Genomic DNA, 16510 nt, shown 5'->3' on the forward strand with positions numbered 1-16510 from the left:
AGGATCGGGGTCGTGGCAGAGACAGCATCGAAGAAGACCGACAAGACCTCCGGGAACACCTCCGGCGGAGACCGTCCACGGCTGATGCTGATGGACGGGCACTCGCTGGCCTACCGCGCGTTCTTCGCGCTGCCCGCGGAGAACTTCACGACCGCGACGGGCCAGCCGACGAACGCGATCTACGGCTTCGCGTCGATGCTGGCCAACACCTTGCGCGACGAGGCGCCCACGCACTTCGCGGTGGCCTTCGACGTGTCCCGCAAGACCTGGCGCTCCGAGGAGTTCACCGAGTACAAGGCGAACCGCTCCAAGACCCCGGACGAGTTCAAGGGCCAGGTCGAGCTGATCGGCGAGCTGCTCGACGCGATGCACGTGTCGCGGTTCGCGGTCGACGGCTTCGAGGCCGACGACGTCATCGCCACGCTCGCCACCCAGGCCGAGGCCGAGGGCTTCGACGTGCTGATCGTCACCGGCGACCGGGACTCCTTCCAGCTGGTGTCCGACCACACCACGGTGCTCTACCCGACGAAGGGTGTCTCCGAGCTGACCCGGTTCACTCCGGAGAAGGTCGTCGAGAAGTACGGGTTGACGCCCGCCCAGTACCCCGACTTCGCGGCCCTGCGTGGTGACCCGTCCGACAACCTCCCCGGCATCCCCGGTGTCGGCGAGAAGACCGCCGCGAAGTGGATCAACCAGTTCGGTTCCTTCGCCGAGTTGGTCGACCGCGTCGACGAGGTCAAGGGCAAGGCCGGGCAGAACCTCCGCGACCACCTGGACGCGGTCAAGCTCAACCGCCGCCTCACCGAGATGGTCAAGGACGTCGAGCTGCCCAAGACGGTGATCGACCTGGAGCGCGCTCCGTACGACCGCACGGCCGTCGCGATGGTTCTCGACACCCTGGAGATCCGCAACCCCTCGCTGCGCGAACGGCTGCTGGCCGTCGACCCGGGCAGCGAGGAGGCCGACCCGACCCCGCCCGCAGAGAGCGGAGTGGCGGTCGACGGCTCGGTCCTCGGCACCGGCGAACTGCCCGGCTGGCTCGCCGACTACGGCACCGAGCCCCTCGGCGTCGCCACCGTCGACACCTGGACCCTCGGCTCGGGTTCGGTGACCGAGGTCGCGCTCGCCACCGCCGGGGGACCGGCCGCCTGGTTCGACCCCGCCGAGCTGGACGAGAGCGACGAGAACGCGTTCGCGGCCTGGCTCGCCGACGCCGACCGCCCCAAGGTGTTCCACAACGCCAAGGGCGCGATGCGGGTCTTCGCCGAGCACGGCTGGACCATCAACGGCATCTCCATGGACACCGCGCTCGCCGCCTACCTGGTCAAGCCCGGCCGCCGCTCCTTCGACCTGGACGCGCTGTCCCTGGAGTACCTCGGCCGTGAGCTGGCCCCCGCCGCCACGGCCGACGGCCAGCTGGCCTTCGGCGCGGACGACGGCGCCGAGGCGGACGCCCTGATGGTGCAGGCCCGCGCGATCCTCGACCTGGGAGACGCCTTCGGGGAGCGCCTCCAGGAGGTCGGTGCGGCGGACCTCCTGCGGGACATGGAGCTGCCCACCTCGATCCTCCTCGCCCGCCTGGAGCGGTACGGCATCGCGGCCGACAAGGCCCATCTCGAAGCCATGGAGCAGATGTTCGCCGGCGCCGTCCAGCAGGCGGTGAAGGAGGCGCACGCGGCGGCCGGACACGAGTTCAACCTCGGCTCGCCCAAGCAGCTTCAGGAAGTCCTCTTCGGCGAACTCGGCCTGCCCAGGACCAAGAAGACGAAGACCGGCTACACGACCGACGCGGACGCCCTGGCCTGGCTCGCCAACCAGACCGAGAACGAACTGCCGGTCATCATGCTCCGCCACCGCGAACAGGCGAAGCTGCGCGTCACCGTCGAGGGCCTGATCAAGACGATCGCGACGGACGGCCGTATCCACACCACGTTCAACCAGACGGTCGCCGCCACCGGCCGCCTCTCCTCGACGGACCCGAACCTGCAGAACATCCCGGTCCGCACGGACGAGGGCAGGGCGATCCGCCGCGGCTTCGTGGTCGGCGAAGGCTTCGAATCGCTCATGACCGCGGACTACAGCCAGATCGAACTCCGTGTGATGGCCCATCTCTCCGAGGACGAGGGCCTGTTGGAGGCGTTCACCTCGGGCGAGGACCTGCACACCACGGTGGCCTCCCAGGTGTTCTCCGTCGAGGGCTCGGCGGTGGACGCGGAGATGCGCCGCAAGATCAAGGCGATGTCGTACGGCCTTGCCTACGGCCTCTCGGCGTTCGGCCTCTCCCAGCAGCTGAACATCGACGCGGGCGAGGCGCGGGTCCTGATGGACACGTACTTCGAGCGCTTCGGCGGTGTACGGGACTATCTGCGCCGCGCGGTCGACGAGGCGCGGGCCACCGGCTACACGGCGACCCTCTTCGGGCGCCGCCGCTACCTCCCCGACCTCAACAGCGACAACCGTCAACGCCGCGAGGCCGCCGAGCGCATGGCGTTGAACGCGCCGATCCAGGGCACCGCGGCCGACATCGTCAAGATGGCCATGCTCAAGGTGGACACCGCCCTGCGCGAGGCCGACCTCAAGTCCCGCATGCTCCTCCAGGTCCACGACGAAATCGTCCTGGAGATCGCCCCCGGCGAACGAGCGGCCACGGAGGAACTGGTCCGCCACGAGATGGCGGGCGCGGTGCATCTCCGGGCGCCGCTGGACGTCTCGGTGGGTGTGGGCCCGGACTGGGAGTCGGCGGCGCACTAGCGGGCGGTGGTGCGGCGGAGGGGCGAGCCTTTCGACCGAGGTCGCCTCGACTCTCCGCCGCAACGGAGCGTACCCACCACGGCGCATCCCGGCGGTGCCGAAGCCACTCTCGCCCCTCCCCGGCAACAGAAACTCCCCGCACGAGCCCCGCCCGACCCCCAGCGGACCCGTCACCCGCGTGGCCCTCGCGGAGGCGCCTGTCGGCCCTGGGGACCGTAAGGATGCGGGCATGGGTATACGCATGCTCCATCGCCGGTCGGGCCGGGCGCGGACCCGGACACAGGCAGCGGGCGCCGCTGCCGCCCAGGTCACGCCCCGCCCGCCGGTACCGGCCCTCGCCGCCGGCGCAAGCACCGCCCGCATCCCCGCCGACCTCGCCATGGCCGTCCGGCACACGGCCGCGGGCCTCCGGTGCCGCCTCACGTTCCGGGACGACACGGCCGTGGACCCCCGGGAACAGGCCAGACACCCGCAGGGGCCCGCCACCACCCCCACCGGCACCCCCGTGTGGCGGCTGTGGGCCGAGCTGGGCCGCAGCTACCTGGACCTCGTGCTCACCCGGCTTGCGAGGTCACGCTCCGTGCACACCATGACGGTGTTCATCGCGACCCCGCCGGACGGCTCCGCTCCGCGCTGACCTCGTCGGGTGCCCCGGAGGTCGCCGGGCGCCACACACGGACGCCCACGGCGTACAGCAGCACGCCCAGGACCAGCCCGGCCCCCGCCCCGAAGCACAGGGTCGGGATCAGGTCCCAGGCGCTCGCCGTCGAGCCCCAGTACGCCCACCAGTGCGAGGCCCGTTCCACCGCCGCCACCAGCGCGCAGCCACCGAGGACGGCACCGGCCGCCCATCGGTCCCGTACCGACAGCACGGGCACCCCCACCGGCGCGGTGGCCGGAACCCGTCGTAGCGCACGCAGCACGAACGCGGCGATCAGGAGCGCGCCGACCGCCGAACTGCCGTACTGGAGAGCCGAGAACAGCGGTCTGCCGCCCACCGTGCGGTCGAGGACGGGGAAGAGCCGTACGCCCCACCGGTCGTGGTGCGTGAACGCGTCCCACACGACATGGGTCAGACCGCCGAGGACCGCGGAGACGTACCACCACGCGGCCAGTGACGGGGTGGCACGCGCGCGTGGCGTGCCGCAGCGCAGGAGGGCCGCCGTCCGGGGCTGTCGGGCGCGGGGGAGGAGGGCCACCAGGGGTTCGCGCAGCAGGAGCCAGAGGGCGACCGTCGTCCAGGTGATGAGGACGTCGACCGTGAAGACGCCCGGGAAGGAGTGCGTGACGTTCCCGAACTCCATCGCCCCGGGGACCGCGCTCGCCGCGTAGTACGTCATGTCGGGGGCGAAGGAGCCCGCCACCAGCACCGCCGGTACCAGCCGGCCGCGCCCTCTGCCGTCGCCGCGCACGGCGGGCAGTACGGCGGCGGCATGACTCAAAGTGAACGGCAACAGGTCTCCCCGTAGGGGTCATCGGCATATGGCCAGGTGGTGAATAACGGCCACCAACGGGTGCCCGTGCAAAGCAAGTTGTCGTAGGGTCGCCTGGGCCCCCGTGCGGGGCTCGCGAGCGGGCGGAGACGGAGAACAAGTACACACCATCCGATAACCACCATGAGGGCAACCTGTGGGGCGGCTCGACCGTCACAACAGGCGCAGAGGCAACAGAAAAGGCGGGCGCTCAGGCGTCCCTGGGAGGGGTTCACTCCATGACGGCGCATTTCGGCAGGCGGCTGCGCAAGGGTGCGGCGACGACGGCGGTGGCCGCGGCAGCGGTCGCGGCACTGTCCGCGTCCCAGGCTCCGGCGGTGACCGGCGGCCACAGAACGCTCCCCGCCGGCCGGACCGCGCTCGACGGGAGTGACGGGAGCACTGGTCGCAGCGCCACCGGAGACTCGCCGTACTACACGGACCTCCCGCCGCTGAGCAGCCCGAACCCCAGTACGGGCGCCAGCCAGTCGCCGTCCATAGGGACCCCCGTCTCGGTCGGCGAGGCCGAGGCGGGCATCCCCGCGACCGTCCTCGACGCCTATAAGAAGGCCGAGGCCGAACTCGCCACCTCCAAGCCGGGCTGCAACCTGCCCTGGCAACTCCTCGCCGCCATCGGCAAGGTGGAGTCGGGCCAGGCGCGCGGCGGTCAGGTCGACGCGAACGGCACCACGACCTCCAAGATCCTGGGCCCCGCGCTCGACGGCAACGGTTTCGCGCTCATCAGGGACACCGACAACGGCAAGTACGACGGCAACAGCGAGTACGACCAGGCCGTCGGACCCATGCAGTTCATCCCGTCCACCTGGGCCTGGGCGGGCCGTGACGGCAACGGCGACGGGGTCAAGGACCCCAACAACGTCTACGACGCCGCGCTCGCCGCCGGCCACTACCTGTGCCGCAACAACTGGAACCTGTCGACCGACGCGGGCGTGCGCAGCGCGATCCTCAGCTACAACAACTCGACGGACTACCTGAACACGGTCCTGTCGTGGCTGGAGTACTACCGCAAGGGCACCCACTCGGTCCCGGACGGCACGGGCACCCTGCCCTCGGGCCGCAGCGACGACAACTCCGGGGCCAACCCCACGCCTTCGACTTCGCCCTCGACTCCGGGCACCTCGTCGCCGAGCCCCAGCCCGACCCCCACCACGCCGGCCACGCCGACCCCGACGCCCACTCCCACGCCTACGCCGACGCCGACTCCGACCCCCACCGACACGGTGGCCAAGCTGGCGGACGCGGGCACGGCGAAGCTCACCGCGACGGCGGGCGAGGCGTTCACCAAGAAGATCAGCACCCGCGCCCAGGACTCGGCCGGCAAGGCCGTCGCCAAGGTCAGGATCCGGTTCACGATCGTCGGGACCACGGACGCCACGTTCACCGGCGGCGAGAAGGTCGCCACGGTCGTCACCAACGCGTCCGGTGTGGCCGTCGCCCCGGCCCTCCAAGCGGGCGAGACCACCGGTGACTTCACCGTCCGTGCCACGCTCCTGGGCCGTGCGATCACCGCTCTCGACTACACGGCGAGCGTCACGCCCCGGGTCGCCGACACCCTCGTCCGCACCAGCACCACCGCGCTGACCTGCACCCCGGGCGGCGAGTTCGCCGACCAGGTCGAGGTGAAGGCCACCTACGGCGGCGCGGTCGCCGACAAGGTCGCGGCCACCGCGACCCTCATCAAGGCGACCGACGACGCCACCGAGAACGACAAGGGCCCCTACTTCAAGGACGCCGACGGCAAGACCGTCCGCACCCTCACCGGCCTGGCCACGGACGCCGACGGCCTCCTGAAGCTGCCGAAGCTGTACGCGGACGACACCACCGGCACCTTCCTGCTCCGCATCACCACCACGGGCGGCGCGACCCTCACGGTCGAACTGACCGTGGCCGCGGCGACCGACACCCCCTCGCCCAGCCCGAGCGCCTCGGCCGACCCGAGCCCGTCGGCCTCACCGAGCGCGTAGCCGGCCGCGCAACCCCTGCGACAGGACGAGGGCGCTCCTCCGCTTCGGCGGGCGGGCGCCCTCGTCGTGTCCGCTGTCCGCCCCTCGTCCGTGTGCAACGTGTTCTCATCTCGCCCGCGCGTTGCTACGGTGCCCGACCTGACGACCTATCAGTTCCTGAATCCATTGGTTTCTGTCTGTCGGGAGGCCGGCATGCGCGCCCTGATCGCCGCCGCGACCGGACTGGTGCTCGCGTTCGCGCTGATCCTGACCATCACCGCGATGGGCTCACCGATGGGGAAGACCTCCCCGAAACCGCTGCTGACGACGGTGCCCGCGCATCCGTAAACGATTGCGCAAGCGTTTAACTCCTTGGTAGGGAGGCCGAGTTGCGCCGCAAGGCCAGCCTGATCCTGCTCGCCCTCGCCGTGTTCTTCACGGCGCTGTCCCCGCTGCTGCGCTGGTACGCCTTCCCGCGCCTGGCCAAGATCCCGGCGAACCAGTACCAGGACATGGTCCTGGAGGCGAAGAACGCCACCCTCCTCGACTACGGCACCATGCAGGCCAAGACGGTCCCCAAGGTCACCATCGTGCAGACCCTCAAGGGCGACGTCGAGGCCGCCAAGAAGATCGACAAGACCGCCGGCCGGGACGTCGTCGTCTGGGACGGCCTGTCCTACGTCCAGGGCCCCGACGGCAAGATGGTCTCCTCGATCCCCGAGCGCTACATCTTCGACGCGCACACCCAGGACCCCGTCCACGCCACCGGCGAGATGGTCGACGGCGACCCGGTGAAACGGGACGGCATCGAGTTCAAGTGGCCGTTCCTGACGCAGAAACGGGACTACGAGTACTTCGACGCGCAGACCCGCACCACCAACCCCATCCATTACAAGGGCACCCAGAACTTCCGCGGCGTCAAGGTCTACTACTTCGAGCAGACCATCCCCTGGACCAAGGTCCCCTTCCCGAAGACGATGCCGGTCAAGGGCATCACCCCGGAGTCCGTCGCCAAGACGGGCACCACGCGCTGGTACACCACGGTCCGCAGGTTCTGGGTCGAACCCGTCACCGGAGCACCGGTCTACGGCGAGGAGATCCACAAGGAGGAACTGCGCGGCGGCACCCTCCTGGGCGGTCGCGCGAAGGTGACGGCGTTCGCCGGTGACGTGAAGATGCGCGAGGACTACATCAAGCACACCGTCGCCCTGGTGAAGTCCAACCGCACCCTCGTCCTGCTGATGGTCTCCTACCTCCCCTGGGGCTTCCTGAGCCTCGGCCTCCTCCTGCTGGCGCTCTCCCTCTACCTGGAGGCCCGCGGCAGGCGCCCCGGCGACTCCGCCCCCACCGAGGTCCAGGAACCGGAACCCGTCACCGCCTGAGCCGCGCGTTGGTGAACCGCGTGGCCTCGGCGGTCGCCGGGTCCTCGGGCCACGGATGCTTCGGATACCGCCCCCGCAACTCGGCCCGCACGCCCCGGTACCCGTCCTTCCAGAAGGACGCGAGATCGGCGGTCACGGCGGCGGGCCGCCCGGCCGGGGACAACAGATGCACGAGTACCGGCACCCCCGCGACCTTCGGCGACTCGTGGAGCCCGAACATCTCCTGCAACTTCACGGCGAGGACGGGCTGTTCGGGGTTCCCGTAGTCGATGCGAACCCTGGACCCACTCGGTACGGCGATCCGTTCCGGCGCCAGCTCGCCGAGCCGCCCGGCCTCCCCCGAGGCCCACGGCAGCAACCTCTGGAGCGCCTGCCCGGCCTCGATCCGCCCCAGATCACTCCGCCGCCGCGCCCGCCCCAACTCGGGCTCCAACCACTCGTCCACGCGCGCGTGCAGCGCCTCGTCGGACACGTCCGGCCACGGCGCCCCGACGTTCAGCCACAGGAACGCCAGCCGCTGCCGCAGCACTTGGGCATCCGCGGACCACCGCAACAGCCCGAACCCTTCCTCCCGCAGCCCGTCGACAAGCGCATCCCGTACGGCGACGGGGTCGGCGTCCTTGAGCGGCCGCACCGCCAACTCGACCGCCCCGAGCCGCTCGACGCGCCGGGCCACGACGTCACCGCCGGCCCAGTGCACCTCGTCCACCTCGCTGAGCAGCGCCCCGGCCGCGAACCGGGCGACGTCCTCGTCGACGACGGCCCCGAGCTGCACGCGCGCGTGCCCCTTGCCAATGGGTCGGTCGGCCGCGGCGATGGCGATCCAGGGGGCGCCGCGAAGGGGGCTGTTGTCGCGGAGTTCGGCGCGGGTGCCGGAGACGAGGAGATAGGAGCCGCCGTCGGCCTTGGCGACACGTTCGGGGTAGGCGAGGGAGGCGACGAGTCCGACGAGCGAATCGTCGTTTTCGACGTTCACTTTTGCAGGAGGGGCGTAACCGGTGGGTGGGTGGGAGATTTCTGCCGCCACGGCCCGCAGCCGCCGAACCTCCGCACGCCACCGCCCGGCATAGGCGTCTCCTCCACGCCGGGCAAGCCGCAGCGCCCCGGCAAGATCATCGCCGTACTCCCGCGGAGCCTCCTCACTGAGCAGCGCGACAACCTCCGCACCCGCCGCCCCCGCATCCAACAACGCCCGCCCCAACCGGGGATGCAACCCCAACCGAGCCAACTGCACCCCCCGAGCCGTCGCACGCCCACCCGAGTCGACGGCCCCCACCGCAGCCAACACCCCCCGAGCCGCCGCCATACCCCCGGCGGGAGGCGCGTCGAGCAACGCCAGCCCGGACGCCCCAGGATCCCCCCAGCACGCCGCCTGAAGGGCGAACGCCGTCAGATCGGCCACCTTGATCTCCGGCGCCGGAAAACGCGGCAGACGCGCGTCCTCGGCCTCCGCCCAGCACCGGTACACCGCCCCCGGCGCCTCGCGCCCGGCCCGGCCCGCCCGCTGCCGCCCGGCCGCCTGCGAGGCACGTACCGTCGCGAGCGCGCTGAGCCCGCGCGCGTGATCGACCCGCGGCTCCCGCGCCAATCCCGAGTCCACGACCACGCGGACACCGGGAACCGTCAGCGAGGACTCCGCCACGGACGTCGTCAGCACCACCCGCCGTCGCGTCCCCGGGGACAGCACCGCGTCCTGTACGGCGGCCGGCGCCCGCCCGTGCACCTGGAGCACCTCGACGTCACCGATGTTCCCCAACTGCCCGGCGACACGGGCGATCTCGCCGACCCCGGGCAGGAAACACAGCACGTCCCCGTCCCGCTCGGCCAGCGCCCGCCGTACCACCGACGCCACGTGCGTGAGCAGCGCCGGGTCCACGCGCATCCCATGCGGCGGCCGTACCGGGCGTGCCGGAGGGGTCCAGACGACCTCCACGGGGTACGCGACGCCCTCCGCCTCGACCACCGGCGCCCCGCCCAACAGCCGGGCCCAGCCCTGCGCGTCGGTGGTCGCGGACGCCGCGAGCAGACGCAACTCGGGCCGCAGCGCCTCCCGTACGTCGACCAGGAAGGCCGCCACGGTGTCCGCGTCCAGGTGCCGTTCGTGGCACTCGTCCAGGACCACGGCGTCGACGCCCGTCAACTCCTGGTCCCGCTGCAGGCGTTGGAGCAGCACCCCGGTCGTGACGACCTCCACGCGTGCGTGCCGTCCCACGACCCGTTCGCCGCGCACGGTGTAGCCGACGCTCTCGCCGACCTTCTCGCCCAGCAGCCACGCCATCCGCCGGGCCGCCGCCCGTGCAGCTATCCGCCGCGGCTCGGCGACGACCACCCGCCGCGCGGGCCCCTCGCTGCCCCTGCCGAGCAGCCCGGCCAGCGCGAGCGGCACCAGCGTCGTCTTGCCGGTGCCGGGCGGCGCGACGAGCACCGCGGCGCCGCCCGCCTCCAGGGCTGCGTCGAGGCCGGGCAGGGCACTGTGGACGGGCAGCGCGTCGAGGGCGTCGTAGCGGATCACGCCCCCAGTGTCGTACGGCTTCCGGAACGGCCTCTACGCGCGCGTGCCCGTGTTCCGTCAGTCCCGCCCGCGGTCGCGTTCGCAGACGTAGATGGCCGTTCCCGGGATCAGGTTGCCGCGCAGGGGCGACCAGCCGCCCCACTCGGCGGTGTTCCAGGACGGCCACTCCGGCTCGACGAGGTCCACCAGGCGCAGGCCCGACGCGACGATGTCGCGGATGCGGTCGCCGAGGGTGCGGTGGTGCTCCACGTAGACCGCGTTGCCCTCGTCGTCCTGCTCGACGTACGGAGTGCGGTCGAAGTAGGAGGCCGAGACCGTGAGTCCCTCGGGGCCCGGCTCGTCGGGGAACGCCCAGCGGATCGGGTGCGTGGCCGAGAAGACGAACCGGCCGCCGGGCCGCAGCACCCGGTGCACCTCGCGCAGCACCAGGGCCGGGTCGGCGACGAACGGCAGCGCCCCGTACGCCGAGCACGCCAGGTCGAAGGATTCGTCCGCGAAGGGCAGCGCGCCCGCGTCGGCGCACACCAGAGGGAACGATCCGCCAATACGCAGCGCGTGCTGGAGCTGGCGGTGCGAGAGGTCCAGGGCCACCGGACGGGCACCCTGGGCGGCCAGCCAGCGCGAGCACTGGGCCGCGCCGGCGCCGATCTCCAGGACGTCCTTGCCCTTCAGCTCCTCCGGCGCGCCGAGGAGTTCGGCCTCCACCTCGTCGAGGCCCTCGGGGCCCCACACGAACCGGTCGTCGCCGAGGAACGTGCCGTGCTCGACCTGGTAGTCGTCCGCGTTCCGGTCCCACCAGCCGCGGTTGGCGCGCGAACTCTCGGTGACGTCGGCGTCACGTCGGGTGGCTTCCGGTTCGAACGTATCGGGCTCTTGGATGATCGGCTCCCTCGTCGTACTCTTCCGTCACCTCTACGGTGCGGCTGCCCCGGCGGCGTCACTGAAGGGGTGTGTCAGGCCTGCGTGGCCTCGCGGGACACGTTTTGTGCCGGGTATGCGGCGATCCGCCCCGGGTGTGCGCCTTCGCGCATTGACCCTGTCCGGCTGCCCCCGTATGCTACAAGTTGCGCTGCGGGCCTGCGCACCTCAGACGTAGCAGGTTGCGCTCGCATCTGTATGTATGTCCCCTCGGTTTTCGAGGCGCCACCGGACACCTGGTGTTCCGGATCGGCGCTTCCTTGGCTGTCCGGCCTTCTGCAGAGCGAAGCGAAAAAGGCTCTCGGCGTGAGCAGTACCTACGACTTCAATGTCCGTACCGGAGCCCTTTCCCACATGACGAGCAGCACCGAGACCACCGCCACCACCCCGCAGGTAGCGGTCAACGACATCGGTAACGAGGAAGCCTTCCTCGCCGCGATCGACGAGACGATCAAGTACTTCAACGACGGCGACATCGTCGACGGCGTCATCGTGAAGGTCGACCGGGACGAGGTCCTGCTCGACATCGGTTACAAGACCGAAGGTGTCATCCCGAGCCGCGAGCTCTCGATCAAGCACGACGTCGACCCGAACGAGGTCGTCAAGGTCGGCGACGAGATCGAAGCCCTTGTTCTCCAGAAGGAGGACAAGGAAGGCCGCCTGATCCTCTCGAAGAAGCGCGCCCAGTACGAGCGCGCCTGGGGCACCATCGAGAAGATCAAGGAAGAGGACGGCATCGTCACCGGTACCGTCATCGAGGTCGTCAAGGGTGGTCTCATCCTCGACATCGGCCTCCGTGGCTTCCTGCCGGCTTCTCTCGTCGAGATGCGCCGTGTCCGCGACCTCCAGCCCTACGTGGGCAAGGAGCTCGAAGCCAAGATCATCGAGCTGGACAAGAACCGCAACAACGTGGTCCTGTCCCGCCGTGCCTGGCTGGAGCAGACCCAGTCCGAGGTCCGCCAGACCTTCCTCACGACCCTCCAGAAGGGTCAGGTCCGCTCCGGCGTGGTCTCCTCGATCGTCAACTTCGGTGCCTTCGTGGACCTGGGTGGCGTCGACGGTCTGGTTCACGTCTCCGAGCTGTCCTGGAAGCACATCGACCACCCCTCCGAGGTTGTCGAGGTCGGCCAGGAAGTCACCGTCGAGGTCCTCGACGTCGACATGGACCGCGAGCGTGTCTCCCTGTCGCTGAAGGCGACCCAGGAAGACCCGTGGCAGCAGTTCGCCCGGACCCACCAGATCGGCCAGGTCGTGCCCGGCAAGGTCACGAAGCTGGTTCCGTTCGGTGCGTTCGTCCGCGTGGACGAGGGCATCGAGGGTCTGGTGCACATCTCCGAGCTGGCCGAGCGCCACGTGGAGATCCCGGAGCAGGTCGTCCAGGTCAACGACGAGATCTTCGTCAAGGTCATCGACATCGACCTTGAGCGTCGCCGGATCTCGCTGTCCCTGAAGCAGGCCAACGAGTCCTTCGGTGCCGACCCGGCCTCGGTCGAGTTCGACCCGACGCTCTACGGCATGGCCGCGTCGTACGACGACCAGGGCAACTACATCTACCCCGAAGGCTTCGACCCCGAGACCAACGACTGGCTTGAGGGCTACGAGACCCAGCGGGAGGCGTGGGAGCACCAGTACGCCGAGGCGCAGCAGCGCTTCGAGCAGCACCAGGCGCAGGTCATCAAGTCCCGCGAGGCCGACGCCCAGGCGGCGGCCGAGGGTGTCGACACCCCGGGTGCGGCTCCGGCCGCGGCCGGTGGCGGCGGCGGTTCGTACTCCTCCGAGGGTGCGGACACGTCTGGTGCCCTGGCTTCGGACGAGGCGCTCGCTGCCCTGCGTGAGAAGCTGGCCGGCGGCCAGAGCTGATCACCTGAGCAGTAGCTCTTGAACTGAGGGGCCGTACCTTTCGGGGTGCGGCCCCTCAGTCGTGTGTTTGGCTGCGGGCCGGTGGGGGCTGGGCGCGCAGTTCCCCGCGCCCCTTTGGGGCGCGCCCCAGGGGCGCGTTTTCCCGGGCTTGCAGAAACCTGCGGGATACATCAGCAACCGCTGTGCCGTAACCGGCCGTTGGCACGCTTCCCCGGTCATTCATGATCGGAGAGGGGAGCCGGACCATGGCAAGCAACCAGAGCCGACGTGCTTTTCTGCGGAACGTGGGTCTCACCGGTGGCGCGGGCACCATGTTCGCCACCATGGGGGCCCTCGGGCTCGCCCCCACCGCCCAGGCGGCCCAGCGGGAGCAGCCCTTCCGCGCCCTGAACGCGAGCGACTTCACGCTCACCGGGCGCGGTGCGGCCAAGGTCGTGATCGTCGGCGGTGGCATCGCCGGACTGACCACGGCGTACGAACTGGGCAAGGCCGGCTACGACTGTACGATCCTGGAGGCCAGGGACCGTACCGGAGGCCGCAACTTCACCGTCCGCGGCGGCGACACGACGACCGACCTCTACGGCAACCGGCAGACCGCCCGTTTCGCCGACGGGCACTACATGAACTGCGGCCCCGCGCGGATCCCGCAGTGGATGGTCACCCTCGACTACTGCCGTGAACTCGGCGTCCCCATCCAGGTGTTCACCAACGTCAACGCGGACGCGTACATCTACAACGAGTCCGCCGGCATGACCAAGCCCGAGCGCTATCGCACCGCCAAGGCCGATGTCTACGGCTATGTCTCGGAGTTGCTCGCCAAGGCCACCGACAAGGGCGCCCTGGACAAGGAGTTGACCGCCACCGACCAGGAGCGGCTGGTCGAGTTCCTGAAGGACTGGGGCGAGCTGGGCGACACGCTGAAGTACACGGGCGGTGAGCGGCGCGGGTACACGACCGTACCGGCCGCCGCGGGCACCCCGGGCGTACTGCTCGGGGACATACCCACCGCCTCCGAGGTGCTCGCCAGCGGTGTCGGCCGCTACTTCTCCTTCGAATTCGGCTTCGACCAAGCCATGTTGATGTTCCAGCCGGTCGGCGGCATGGACCAGATCCCGAAGGCGCTGACCCGGGCGATCGGCGCCCATCGCATCCGCACCGGAGCGGTCGTCTCGAAAATCACCGACAAGGGGAGTGGTGTTTCCGTCACCTACACCCAGGGAGGCCGCACGAGGGTCGTCGAGGCCGACTACTGCGTCGGCGCCCTGCCGCCCAACATCCTCGCCAAGATCCCGCACAACCTCGGCAGCGGCGTCCAGAGCGCCCTTGAGGCGATCACCCCGTCGTCCGCCGCCAAGATCGGCCTGGAGTACAAGTCCCGTTGGTGGGAACTCGATCACCGGATCTACGGCGGCATCACCGAGACCGACCAGGACGTCACCCACATCTGGCACCCTTCGTACGGCTTCCACGGTGAGCGGGGCGTCCTCATCGGGTACTACAACTATGACGACGACGCGGACTCGTACGCGAAGCTCTCCCCGAAGGGGCGTGAGGAGCGGGCGGTGGCCGTGGGCGTGAAGATCTACGGGGAGAAGTACCGCAGCGAACTGGCATCGTCCTTCTCCCACCACTGGCGTCAGACGCCCCACCTGGAGGCCGCGTGGCACGACACCCCTGGCGGCCCCGACGACGTCCGCTACAAGCCGCTCAACCAACCCACGGGACGCGTCTACTTCGCCGGCGACTGGCTCAGCTACACCGACGCCTGGCAGCACGGCGCGTTCTCCTCCGCCCGCAAGGCCGTGACCGCGCTCCACGCGCGCGTGCTGTCCTCGTGACGCGGGCGCTCTCCTGGTGACGCAGGGGAGCGGCGCATGAAAAGCCAGTAAGAGGCGCCTGATCAGGGGCATGGGCGGGAATGCCCATGCCCTGGAGGGCGTTGTGCAGTACGAACACGAGGAGGAGCGGTCACAGTGCTTGATCCGCAGGGTTTGTACGCATGGGAGCCGAAGGGCCTGGCCGTCGTCGACATGGCGCTCGCACAGGAGTCGGCCGGTCTTGTCATGCTCTACCACTTCGACGGATACATCGACGCGGGCGAGACGGGCGACCAGATCGTCGAACGACTGCTCGACACGCTGCCGCACCAGGTCGTGGCCAGATTCGACCACGACCGGCTCGTGGACTACCGCGCCCGCCGTCCGCTGCTCACCTTCAAGCGCGACCGGTGGACCGACTACGAGGAGCCCACGCTCGACGTACGGCTGGTCCAGGACGCCACCGGAGCGCCCTTCCTGCTGCTCTCCGGCCCCGAGCCGGACGTGGAGTGGGAGCGCTTCGCCCTGGCCGTCCAGCAGATCGTGGAGCGCCTCGGCGTCCGCCTGTCCGTGAACTTCCACGGCATCCCCATGGGCGTCCCGCACACGCGCCCGGTGGGCCTGACCCCGCACGGCAACCGCACCGACCTCGTCCCGGGCCACCGCAGCCCCTTCGACGAGGCGCAGGTCCCCGGCAGCGCCGAGGCGCTCGTCGAGTACCGCCTCATGGAGGCCGGCCACGACGTCCTGGGCGTCGCCGCGCACGTCCCGCACTACATCGCCCGTTCCCCGTACCCGGACGCGGCCCTGACCGTCCTGGAGGGCATCACGGCGGGCACCGGACTGGTCCTCCCGGGTATCGCGCACTCCCTGCGCACCGAGGCCCACCGCACCCAGACCGAGATCGACCGCCAGATCCAGGAGGGCGACGAGGAACTCGTGGCGCTTGTCCAGGGCCTTGAGCACCAGTACGACGCCGCCGCGGGCGCCGAGAGCCGCGGCAACATGCTCGCCGAGCCGGTCGAGATCCCGTCGGCGGACGAGATCGGGCAGGAGTTCGAGCGCTTCCTGGCGGAGCGCGAGGGCGACAACTAGCCGAAGCCGGCCCGCAGCCGGCGGTCGACGGTTGCCGAGTGGCCTGTCAGTGACAGGCCGTAGGCTTCTGTCCATGCTGAAGGTCGGCCTCACCGGGGGCATCGGTGCCGGTAAGAGCGAAGTGTCACGGCTGCTCGTCGGGTACGGCGGCGTACTGATCGACGCCGACCGCATCGCGCGCGAGGTCGTCGCGCCCGGAACCCCCGGGCTCGCGGCCGTCGTCGAGGCCTTCGGCGAGGACGTGCTCGGCGCGGACGGCGGCCTCGACCGGCCGAAGCTGGGCAGCATCGTCTTCGCCGACCCCGAGAAGCTCGCCGTGCTCAACTCGATCGTCCACCCCCTGGTGGGCCGGCGCTCCCGAGAGCTCGAAACCGCGGCGGCCGACGACGCCGTGGTGATCCACGACGTACCCCTCCTCGCCGAGAACGCCCTCGCCGCGCTGTACGACCTCGTAATCGTCGTCGACGCGAGCCCCGAGACACAGCTCGACCGGCTGGTGCGGCTGCGCGGCATGACCGAGGAGGACGCACGCGCGCGCATGGCCGCCCAGGCGACGCGCGAGAAGCGGCTTGCCGTCGCGGACATCGTCATCGACAACGACGTACCCCTGGAGGCGCTGGAGCGGCGCGTACAGGACGTATGGGCGGAACTCGTGCGCAGGGCGCACGCGCCCCAGCAGCCACCCCAGGAATAGCGGGCCTTCTCCCGGGCGTTGAAACGTCCGAGCGAGGGAAGGAAT

Annotated in this window: 12 protein-coding genes; 9 read left to right on the plus strand and 3 right to left on the minus strand. The window is 70.4% G+C overall.

Features of this window, described 5'->3' with window-relative positions; translation table 11 throughout:
• Positions 1-12 precede the first annotated feature (12 nt).
• Entirely contained in the window at positions 13-2751 is a 2739-nt protein-coding gene (gene polA / locus ACIBJH_RS33135) for a DNA polymerase I (protein ID WP_399120596.1), read from the plus strand.
• Between the two features lie 229 nt (positions 2752-2980).
• Positions 2981-3388 (plus strand): hypothetical protein, encoded by a 408-nt coding sequence (locus ACIBJH_RS33140; protein WP_399120597.1) that lies wholly within the window; start codon positions 2981-2983, stop codon positions 3386-3388.
• Here the strand turns inward: ACIBJH_RS33140 and ACIBJH_RS33145 are convergent.
• Positions 3351-4205, minus strand: a complete 855-nt coding sequence (locus ACIBJH_RS33145; RefSeq protein WP_399120598.1) for a DUF4184 family protein — start codon at positions 4203-4205, stop codon at positions 3351-3353. The two genes, ACIBJH_RS33140 and ACIBJH_RS33145, sit on opposite strands and share 38 nt — an antisense overlap.
• 257 nt (positions 4206-4462) lie before the next feature.
• On the opposite strand from ACIBJH_RS33145, the gene ACIBJH_RS33150 reads away from it, so the two are divergent.
• The 3 genes from ACIBJH_RS33150 (at position 4463) to ACIBJH_RS33160 (ending at position 7569) form a co-directional block, all read left to right on the plus strand.
• On the plus strand, positions 4463-6208 hold the full coding sequence (locus ACIBJH_RS33150; RefSeq protein ID WP_399120599.1) for a lytic transglycosylase domain-containing protein: 1746 nt from the start codon (positions 4463-4465) through the stop codon (positions 6206-6208).
• A gap of 192 nt (positions 6209-6400) precedes the next feature.
• Entirely contained in the window at positions 6401-6535 is a 135-nt protein-coding gene (locus tag ACIBJH_RS33155; protein ID WP_106417094.1) for an SPW_0924 family protein, read from the plus strand.
• Between the two features lie 41 nt (positions 6536-6576).
• Positions 6577-7569, plus strand: a complete 993-nt coding sequence (locus ACIBJH_RS33160; RefSeq protein ID WP_399120600.1) for a DUF3068 domain-containing protein — start codon at positions 6577-6579, stop codon at positions 7567-7569.
• Here the strand turns inward: ACIBJH_RS33160 and hrpB are convergent.
• Together hrpB and ACIBJH_RS33170 are read right to left on the minus strand one after the other, a co-directional pair.
• Complete coding sequence (gene hrpB / locus ACIBJH_RS33165) at positions 7559-10081, minus strand: ATP-dependent helicase HrpB (protein ID WP_399120601.1); 2523 nt, start codon at positions 10079-10081, stop codon at positions 7559-7561. The two genes, ACIBJH_RS33160 and hrpB, sit on opposite strands and share 11 nt — an antisense overlap.
• A gap of 57 nt (positions 10082-10138) precedes the next feature.
• Positions 10139-10960: a class I SAM-dependent methyltransferase gene (locus ACIBJH_RS33170; protein WP_399120720.1), complete on the minus strand. Its 822-nt coding sequence runs from the start codon at positions 10958-10960 to the stop codon at positions 10139-10141.
• Positions 10961-11353: 393 nt separating this feature from the next.
• Here ACIBJH_RS33170 and rpsA point away from each other — a divergent pair, with 393 nt between their 5' ends.
• From rpsA to coaE, 4 genes are all read left to right on the plus strand, one after another.
• Complete coding sequence (rpsA, locus tag ACIBJH_RS33175) at positions 11354-12859, plus strand: 30S ribosomal protein S1 (protein WP_200690747.1); 1506 nt, start codon at positions 11354-11356, stop codon at positions 12857-12859.
• Between the two features lie 311 nt (positions 12860-13170).
• Positions 13171-14697, plus strand: a complete 1527-nt coding sequence (locus ACIBJH_RS33180; protein ID WP_399120721.1) for a flavin monoamine oxidase family protein — start codon at positions 13171-13173, stop codon at positions 14695-14697.
• Between the two features lie 135 nt (positions 14698-14832).
• Positions 14833-15771: a PAC2 family protein gene (locus ACIBJH_RS33185; protein WP_399120602.1), complete on the plus strand. Its 939-nt coding sequence runs from the start codon at positions 14833-14835 to the stop codon at positions 15769-15771.
• A 73-nt stretch (positions 15772-15844) separates the two neighbouring features.
• Positions 15845-16465 carry a dephospho-CoA kinase gene (gene coaE / locus ACIBJH_RS33190; RefSeq protein ID WP_399120603.1) on the plus strand — a complete coding sequence of 207 codons (621 nt, stop codon included), beginning with the start codon at positions 15845-15847 and terminating at the stop codon, positions 16463-16465.
• Positions 16466-16510: the final 45 nt, after the last annotated feature.

The organism is Streptomyces sp. NPDC050548 (genome assembly GCF_044457385.1).
GTDB lineage: Bacteria > Actinomycetota > Actinomycetes > Streptomycetales > Streptomycetaceae > Streptomyces.

Excerpts from the sequence above, each read along its gene's own strand:
- ACIBJH_RS33140 (WP_399120597.1), top strand. The coding sequence starts at position 2,981 with ATGGGTATACGCATGCTCCATCGCCGGTCGGGCCGGGCGCGGACCCGG.
- ACIBJH_RS33150 (WP_399120599.1), top strand. The coding sequence starts at position 4,463 with ATGACGGCGCATTTCGGCAGGCGGCTGCGCAAGGGTGCGGCGACGACG.
- ACIBJH_RS33155 (WP_106417094.1), top strand. The coding sequence starts at position 6,401 with ATGCGCGCCCTGATCGCCGCCGCGACCGGACTGGTGCTCGCGTTCGCG.
- rpsA (WP_200690747.1), top strand. The coding sequence starts at position 11,354 with ATGACGAGCAGCACCGAGACCACCGCCACCACCCCGCAGGTAGCGGTC.
- ACIBJH_RS33180 (WP_399120721.1), top strand. The coding sequence starts at position 13,171 with ATGTTCGCCACCATGGGGGCCCTCGGGCTCGCCCCCACCGCCCAGGCG.
- coaE (WP_399120603.1), top strand. The coding sequence starts at position 15,845 with ATGCTGAAGGTCGGCCTCACCGGGGGCATCGGTGCCGGTAAGAGCGAA.